We start from the raw sequence: 7489 nt of genomic DNA on the forward strand, positions 1-7489 counted from the left end.
CATTGGGCGAGGCAACTGGCTGTTCGCGGGTTCACTGCGCGCGGGACAACGTGCCGCAGCGGTCATGAGTTTGATTCAATCGGCCAAACTCAATGGCCATGATCCGTATGCCTACATGAAAGATGTGCTGACTCGCCTGCCGACCCAACGCGCCAGTCAGGTGGGTGACTTGCTGCCCCACCGTTGGCAGCCTCAAAGTAGCAGTCGTTGACGGCTGATACATTGACGCGATGAGCGCATCAATGTGTGTTCACCAGTTGCTTACTGCTGTTCTTCCGCCGTAGTTGATTGAGCCCGCCTTCTACAAGGCCGATTGCTTCGTGCAGTTGTTCCAGCGTGGGCGGATTGAACGCACCGTAGCCGGGAAGGTTTGTCATCCTCAATAGAGGAATGCCGAAGTCGTTGAGCCCAAGACCCGCATCCAGAATGCTTTTTGCTTCCAGCATCAGTCCTTTGAACTTTGCTCTATCCGAGCTGTTTAAGTGCGGCGCTGCCGCGCTGGTCGGCTTCTCATATCGATTTTCCATGTCGTGCAGTGCTTGCACGATGCCACTGAGTTCTTGTTCGTTCATTCGTCACTCCGCGCCTACAGAAGCGTAGGTCTTTACTCCCATATCTAATGGGGCGCTATTTTCTGCGCTCTTTCGCACCCAGCGCCGTGGAAGGCAGGATGACGCCATTGGTCTTCGAGTGATTGGCTTTAAACGGTGGACAGGCCATAAATTAGCGTCATTACCCTTAAAGTTTGACGTTAGTGCGAAGCAAAGCTGTTCTCAATTCGCGATTAGGAGGTTTTGAAACATCCACCTTTTGAACAGCCAGGTCGAACGGTGAGCCTGGCCTGATGCTGGTTGGCAGTACCTTTTTTACAGGATTCGCAGTGGGGTACGTGCCCTGACCCGGACACATACGAACGGAAAACCCGAATTCTTCGAGTACGCCTTTCGAATACAACTCAGCCAATTGTTGAAACGTCACGAAGGCTGAGCGTTTAACTTCTTTGAACCCTGGCTCACTGATGTCACGAACGATCTCGAATTTACCAAGCGTATCTCGCTGCGTGTTGGTAAACGGATGCAGCAAGAAAGTCTGACGAACCCCATTCTTTTTGGACACCCGAGTGTGCTCGACGGCGATATCAGTTAACAGCATATTGTTTTCCTCTTTTTTTTAAGCCACAGCTTGCCAAGCCGCATCAGCCGCCATCCCGCCAAAAGTCCCAGATCATGTTTTTTCAAGCCAAGCCACTGGGGAACCGATGCCCCTTGAGATGCGAAGTGCTCGACATGGGCAACCCTCACCCTGAGGGTAAGGACTTTAACTGAACGACAACAAATGGCAGATCCATATTGCAATGTGACAGACCGCTTTGGGTCTTTATGTACATCTCTGCATAAGGGTCTGCAAGAGTCAGTGGCCGATGAACTGCGCACTTTTCAGCTTGAAGGACGGGTCAAGAATGATTGCGGTGGTAGCGGTTGGCGAACTGCCTCCTCCAAGCCGGGCATTGGCATTTCATCCCAGAAATGTGGGAATCACTCTAGACGGCGAGCCGGACCGGAATCTGGCGGCGGAACCCGCACCTGACTTTGATGCCATTCAGCGCGTCAACTGGTGACTGAGCGAAACGGCGATTCAGATTCGCTGCGGGGTAGTCCGGCGCCCGGTGTGCCGGTAGCCTCACTCCTGGCCGGGATCTTTTGGCGACGGGCCTGCCCAGTAGAGTATTGCCGGGCTCGAAGTGCGGATTGTTATGACCATTTATGGCTGACCCTGCGTGCGATACTTTGTCTCATGTGGTTGAATTTCCTATCCTTTATTCTGAAGACGCTCAGAGCGATATATCCAAAGGCCTTGGAAGGCAGCAAACATGCGGCTGACTGAACAACAAGCCCAGCAAATCACGCTTGTTCGGGTTCTTGAGCAGACGCAAAGCAATGATGCGGTCTGGTCAGCCGACGATGCCAAAGCAGCGACCCGTGCCACCATCGAACTGGTGGGCCCCAAGGCATCCTTTGCTGAGTTTGTGGCGCGCCGGGCGCAGTGGGCCCTGGAAACATTCAACAAGCGCACACCGGATCGCGCAATCCAGCTGCGGCAACCACGGTGGCCCTTTGTGGCCGGTCAGGTACTGGCCGTCTTGGCGCTGGTATGCGGCTTCATGACCGATCTCATGGCAACCAATATCATGCATCCCGGACAAATCAATGTTGTTGAATTGCCGCTAGTGCTGCTGATTGTGTGGAACCTGGCGTTTATGGCTTGGTTTTTCATCAACTGGGTCTTGCACCTGTTCGTGCGTGACAAGCAGCCGATCGGCCCCGTGATCGAGCTGTTCGGCAAATTCCGCGCATCCGAATCGCTCTGGTTCGGTAGAAAACGGCAAAGACCTTGGCTAGACACATTCAAGCACGACTGGAGCCACCTGTGCGGCCCCATCAACGTGGCCCGCCTCAAGGTGGCGGCGAATCTAGCCTCGATGCTGTTCACGCTTGGCGCATTGGCTCATCTGATCTATGGATTCGCCTCGAAGCACTACAGGGTTGGCTGGGAAACATCCTTGACGAGTTCAATTGATGCCAGTTTGATACACACCGTCATTAGCTGGGTGCTGGCACCAGGTTCCTTTTTACTCACCAGGCCGATACCGGATGCCAAGCACATAGAAAGCTTGCGCATGCCACCGAGCCCCGGCGAAGTTGCAGAGAACTGGGTCTGGCTCTATTTCGGATCCGTGCTGGCTTGGGTCGTCATCCCCAGGTTCTACCTGGTCGCGTTGAATGCGTTTGCGCGCTGGCGGATGCGCCGCAACTTTGCCCTGCCCTTGACTGCCACTTACTTCACCACGCTGCGCGCGGCCTGGCGCGGGCAACGCATCGGTGTTTCGGTGGTGCCTTTCCGATATGAGTTGTCGCCCGCGTTGCGTGCCAACCTCGGCGCCATGCTCAAGCGAATCTATGGACTGGCGGTGGACATCACCATCGATCAACCCGTCTTGATGGGAGACGACGCCACAGACTGGAAAAACCCCGTCAAACGCGAAGGGCACGTCGCTGTCTTGGTGATCTTCAATCTGACGGCCACAGCCGAGGGTGACACCCACGGAGCCCTGCTACAGGCCTTACAGAAAGCCATCGAACACGGCACACCAATCGTCCCCATCGTGGACACGGGCGCCTACCGCCAGGACGACCCCGAGCGCCTTCGGCAGCGCTGCATCCAGTGGCGCCAAACCCTGGACAGAATCAGGTTCAAGCCCTTGTTTCTGGATCTTCACAAAGCTGCCAACGATGACCTGAAAATTTTGAACGACAGATTGAACCATGACGACTGATGCCATTGGCGAAACAAATGGGCCGCAGATTGATATCTTCGTGGTGGCGCACACCAACGTAGGGAAGACGACCCTGCTGCGTACTTTACTGGGTAAGGACGTCGGCGAGATAGAGGACGCGCCCGATGTGACCAAGGCCACGATTGCCTACGATCTCATCGTCGATCAAGACATTGGCGCATTGCGTCTGTGGGACACGCCAGGATTCGGTGATAGCTTTCGCCTTGCCAAACGGCTGAGGCAGGAGCATCGCTGGATCGCATGGGGGGTGCGTGAAATTTGGGATCAAGTCTTCAATCGGAAACTGTGGCGATGCCAGCGACTGGCACTTGATTTACGCGCACGTGCCAGCGTGATTGTTTACCCCGTGAACCTGCAGGAGCGACCGTTTGAGGCAGTGTATGTGGCGCCGGAACTTCAGGTCTTGGATTGGGTGGGAAAACCGGTATTGGCCATTCTCAACCAGGGCGGCGATCAACACGGTCAAGTGTCAGAAGTAGAGCGAGTTATAGAGTGGCGCAATCACTTGTCAAACTTTCCGGCGGTTCGCGGCGTAGTAAACCTGGATGCTTACACACGGTGCTGGGTGCAGGAGATAGCACTATTCAATAAAATCGGACAGGTTTTACCTGAAAAGGAGCGAGACGGGTACATGAAACTGGCGGCCGCTTTAGGAAAAACCTACGCTGATCGCTTCGATGAATCCTTGGCAGCGATAACGGATTATCTGTTGCACCTGGCCAGTGATAAGGTGGAGCTTGAGGCGGGCTGGTTTGACGGCGTGAAGGACATTTTGGGTACTCTGCGAAAATCCATTCCTTGGGGCAAACCCAATAGTCTGAGTCCACTTGAATTGGCGATGCAGGGTTTGGCGCAACGCTACGCCGAAGGAAGCAAAGCAGTGACTGATAAGCTGATTGCCATCAACCGCCTGGATGGTGAGGCCGCCGCAGAAATCATGAAGATCGCAAATGCGAAACTAGTGACAGACAAGCCTATGGACGGCGGAGCCGTGACCGTTCTCGGTGGAGTCATATCGGGTGTTTTGACCGGTCTAGTCGCTGATCTGCTTGCCGGCGGATTGACGCTGGGCACGGGCGCTTTGGTCGGAGGGGTTCTAGGGGCTACCGGGGGCGCCGCGCTGGCCAAGGGCTACAACGTCGGTACCAACAAGGACAAGAAGGTGGTCGGATGGAGTTCGGACTCATTGACCGAGGCATTTGAAAAATCGCTGATGCTGTATCTCGCCATCGCGCACTTCGGACGTGGTCAGGGTCAGTGGCGTCCCAAGGAAGCGCCGAAGGCCTGGAGCACCTCAGCCAGATTGACGGTAAACCGCTACAAGCAGCGACTCCAACTTTTGTGGTCGGGCATCGGCTCGAATCCAAAAACAGCAAGCGCGCAGACCGACTGCGCGATATTGGTCCGACACTCAATCCGGGATGTTCTTCTGGATATTCACCCGGAATCCAATGAGTTGCATCTAGGCAATCCCAGATAAGCGATGAAGTTGAGTTAGCCCGCATTACTGGGTAACAAACTCGGCTGCTCAACACTGACCCTCGCTATCCCAAATAAGGCCCATAACATCAGCAGGGGCAGCAACATGGTCTGTAGCAAGAAGACCACCATCAGCTTGACCATGTGCTCCGTCGACTGCTCCACGGCCTGCTTCATCTTGGTATACCGATCCTTGACTTCCAACAGGCTTGGGACCCAGTTGGGCACTTTGGGTAGCCATGACTTGTCGTCACTCGCTGATGGTTCCGGGGCTTTCACTTTGCCGGCCTCGGCTGTCGTTGTATCAATAGCGCTCTGGGCCGCCGTGTAGTCTGCTGCCAGGAATTTCTGCGAAAGCGCGTCAGTTCCCAACAAGGCCACGGGTATGGCGAAGCGCAGCATCAACATCAGCACAAGTGCCCTCGACAACCATCTGGGCGCATGGCTCTGTCGGAGATGGGACGCCGCCCACGCCAGCGCCACCACAGTCAACGCAACGGAGATCAACCAATAGCCGCTGATGCTGATCAAGACTTTTTGAATTCCGAACGCAACGCATGCCAGCAGCATCAAGTCGGCGAAGTGCTTCACCAACTCATTCACCGGGGCCAGCAATTGCCCAGGTGACAGGGTGACCCCAATGCCTGCCGGTTGGATGTCCACCTGCGCAGCTTGGACTACCGACAAGAGCCCATTGAGGGCCCGTGCGGAAGCAAAGCTAACCAGCGCCCTCTTGAGGCCAGCATCAACCTGTGTCATGGCTGGCGCATCCATGGGTGCAATCCACGAACATACGAGCACCACCAGCAGGCCCAGGATCAGGGCGATGTGACGGGTGATTTTCATTCTTGGGTCCTTAAAATCTTGCATTGGTGATCGCTGTGGCTTTGTCAGCGTCTGGACCGAAGGCGTGAGATCTCACCAACAGCAAGGATCCCAGACTGTGCACGATGCACCACAACGCCAGGAGAAGTCCGACGACCAACATGACCAGGCCTACGTTGCTGACTGTGTCGACCTGTGCACTGATGCTGCGCAGGTTTTCGGAAGTTGCTTTCAGGTCGGCGATTGCTTTGGGCAGGTCTTGCGTCTTCAGGCGCGCCAGTGTCTTCTCGGTCTCGCCAATGACTTTGATCGCTTGGTCACTTGTCGCAATGAATGCCGTGCCAACCTTCTGGCCATCCTGATCAATTGAATCGGAGATTCCCACGAGAGTGACTCTGACTGTCTTGAAATCCTGAGCCACCTCCTTCAATTGTTTTCCTTGTTCTTCAAGCGGCTTTGTCATCGTGACTACAGGCTTGATTCCAACGATCTGGATGTTCGGAACCGACATCCCTATCATCTTTTCTCCAATAGTTTGAAGTGGACCGGCAACCTTGCCTAGAAAGTTTGACGTTGCCTTCATGCCGGCCGCATATTGAGGGCCAAGCTTTGCATGCTTTTCAGTCATGGCCTTGATTTCAGTGATCAAGTTGCGCGTTTCCACGAGCACCTTCTGTGTTTCATCGAGCATTTCCTGCCTGGCTTCGACTGTCTCCGCAGTTCTGACCACGACCGTGGAGACCGCGCCGATAGATGCTGAAAGAGAGCTGACAAATTGACCTATCGAGGCTTGGAAGGTCACATAGCCCCAAATGATCGCAGCAGCAAGCAGGAGACTGATTGCGAGCTGGAACCATGCCAGTGAGGCGAAAAGAATGTTTCTTGATTTCATTGGCGTTATTGCACGGATGTCTGACGGCGGGCCGTTAGTCTCGCAGACCCTGCTGGCTATCCAAGCTGCCGCATGCCCAACAAATACAACGCCAAGTGCTGCCATCATAATCCCAAGATGAGGCTGCGGTGCACAAAAGGCATGGGTACGATGCAGCACTTCGCGCTCGCGGTAGCCTGACCTCGTGGATCACGGCTGAAGCGATCGATCATTGGGTTGTCCAGCCGCGCAGCACGCGTCGTGGGCAAGGCTTCTATTTGGATTTTGCAATCAAGACCAACCAGATGCTGCGCTTAGTATTTCGCCGACCGCTGTGCAAGACCCAAGGTCTGATGGGTTCAATTTTCACCTCCATCTTTGCGTGATTGACGAGGTGTTTGAGGTGGTGGCGGGCGACGCTGATGTCGATGCCAATCAATTGCAAGTGGACTTCCAGGTAGCGGGTATTCGTGACCGTCGACTTCCGCTGCACGAGAGCCGGATACGGCCAAAGTTTAATTTTTCAGATTGAACGACCGGTCTCGAGAATTCGGGTCGATGACAGGCCGCTTTGGAGCGACTGCGCCCAATGGCCGCTCCTGGTCGTCAAGAGCCAGCCATCATCTCAAATTGCCCGCCCGCCAACGGTCGTTCGGACTTGCCGCTTCCTGGGCCGCTCCATATCTGCCTGCCGTCGCCGGCTCCTGGGTGCCCATAGCGGGTGCTCCCGTCAGGGCAGAGCGGCCATTCAATTTTCGTTCGAGAAACAGGAAGCCGACGTTGTGCTCGGTCATGCCAGTTCGATGGGTGTCCGGCTTCAGGGGCTAGAGAGGGGTCTTGTCAAAGAAGGCCGTAATTTCGATGGCGAGCTGCTTCAGGAATGCATCACGATCGAATCCCTGCGGGTTCGCGGCGATGTCGCCATCAGGGCTGAGGATGGACATGCTGGGTGAATCCAT

The 7489-nt window shown here is 55.2% G+C and carries 8 protein-coding genes; 4 read left to right on the top strand and 4 right to left on the bottom strand.

Features of this window, described 5'->3' with window-relative positions; genetic code table 11:
- Positions 1-211: transposase domain-containing protein (locus C5P05_RS01155; protein ID WP_198674581.1), on the top strand; the 211-nt coding region annotated here is incomplete at its 5' end.
- A 28-nt stretch (positions 212-239) separates the two neighbouring features.
- Here C5P05_RS01155 and C5P05_RS01160 read toward each other — a convergent pair.
- Both C5P05_RS01160 and C5P05_RS01165 read right to left on the bottom strand, forming a co-directional pair.
- On the bottom strand, positions 240-572 hold the full coding sequence (locus tag C5P05_RS01160) for a hypothetical protein (protein ID WP_114968073.1): 333 nt from the start codon (positions 570-572) through the stop codon (positions 240-242).
- A gap of 166 nt (positions 573-738) precedes the next feature.
- Entirely contained in the window at positions 739-1152 is a 414-nt protein-coding gene (locus tag C5P05_RS01165; RefSeq protein WP_114968074.1) for a hypothetical protein, read from the bottom strand.
- 718 nt (positions 1153-1870) lie between these two features.
- On the opposite strand from C5P05_RS01165, the gene C5P05_RS01170 reads away from it, so the two are divergent.
- Both C5P05_RS01170 and C5P05_RS01175 read left to right on the top strand, forming a co-directional pair.
- Positions 1871-3334 carry a DUF2868 domain-containing protein gene (locus C5P05_RS01170; protein WP_114968075.1) on the top strand — a complete coding sequence of 488 codons (1464 nt, stop codon included), beginning with the start codon at positions 1871-1873 and terminating at the stop codon, positions 3332-3334.
- On the top strand, positions 3324-4835 hold the full coding sequence (locus C5P05_RS01175) for a DUF3482 domain-containing protein (RefSeq protein ID WP_114968076.1): 1512 nt from the start codon (positions 3324-3326) through the stop codon (positions 4833-4835). The genes C5P05_RS01170 and C5P05_RS01175 overlap by 11 nt, the downstream gene beginning before the upstream one ends.
- A gap of 14 nt (positions 4836-4849) precedes the next feature.
- Here the strand turns inward: C5P05_RS01175 and C5P05_RS01180 are convergent, their stop codons facing one another.
- Positions 4850-5680 (bottom strand): hypothetical protein, encoded by an 831-nt coding sequence (locus C5P05_RS01180; RefSeq protein WP_232834293.1) that lies wholly within the window; start codon positions 5678-5680, stop codon positions 4850-4852.
- Positions 5681-5690: 10 nt separating this feature from the next.
- Complete coding sequence (locus C5P05_RS01185; protein ID WP_198674582.1) at positions 5691-6710, bottom strand: hypothetical protein; 1020 nt, start codon at positions 6708-6710, stop codon at positions 5691-5693.
- Here C5P05_RS01185 and C5P05_RS35195 point away from each other — a divergent pair.
- Positions 6680-6916 (top strand): transposase, encoded by a 237-nt coding sequence (locus C5P05_RS35195; RefSeq protein WP_114968077.1) that lies wholly within the window; start codon positions 6680-6682, stop codon positions 6914-6916. The two genes, C5P05_RS01185 and C5P05_RS35195, sit on opposite strands and share 31 nt — an antisense overlap.
- The last annotated feature ends 573 nt before the right edge of the window (positions 6917-7489 follow it).

It is taken from the genome of Rhodoferax ferrireducens (assembly GCF_003347515.1).
GTDB lineage: Bacteria > Pseudomonadota > Gammaproteobacteria > Burkholderiales > Burkholderiaceae_C > Rhodoferax.

Bases quoted from the DNA above. Each gene is read 5' to 3' on its own strand.
- C5P05_RS01165 (WP_114968074.1), bottom strand. From the start codon at position 1,152: ATGCTGTTAACTGATATCGCCGTCGAGCACACTCGGGTGTCCAAAAAG.
- C5P05_RS01170 (WP_114968075.1), top strand. From the start codon at position 1,871: ATGCGGCTGACTGAACAACAAGCCCAGCAAATCACGCTTGTTCGGGTT.
- C5P05_RS01175 (WP_114968076.1), top strand. From the start codon at position 3,324: ATGACGACTGATGCCATTGGCGAAACAAATGGGCCGCAGATTGATATC.
- C5P05_RS01160 (WP_114968073.1), bottom strand. From the start codon at position 572: ATGAACGAACAAGAACTCAGTGGCATCGTGCAAGCACTGCACGACATG.
- C5P05_RS01180 (WP_232834293.1), bottom strand. From the start codon at position 5,680: ATGAAAATCACCCGTCACATCGCCCTGATCCTGGGCCTGCTGGTGGTG.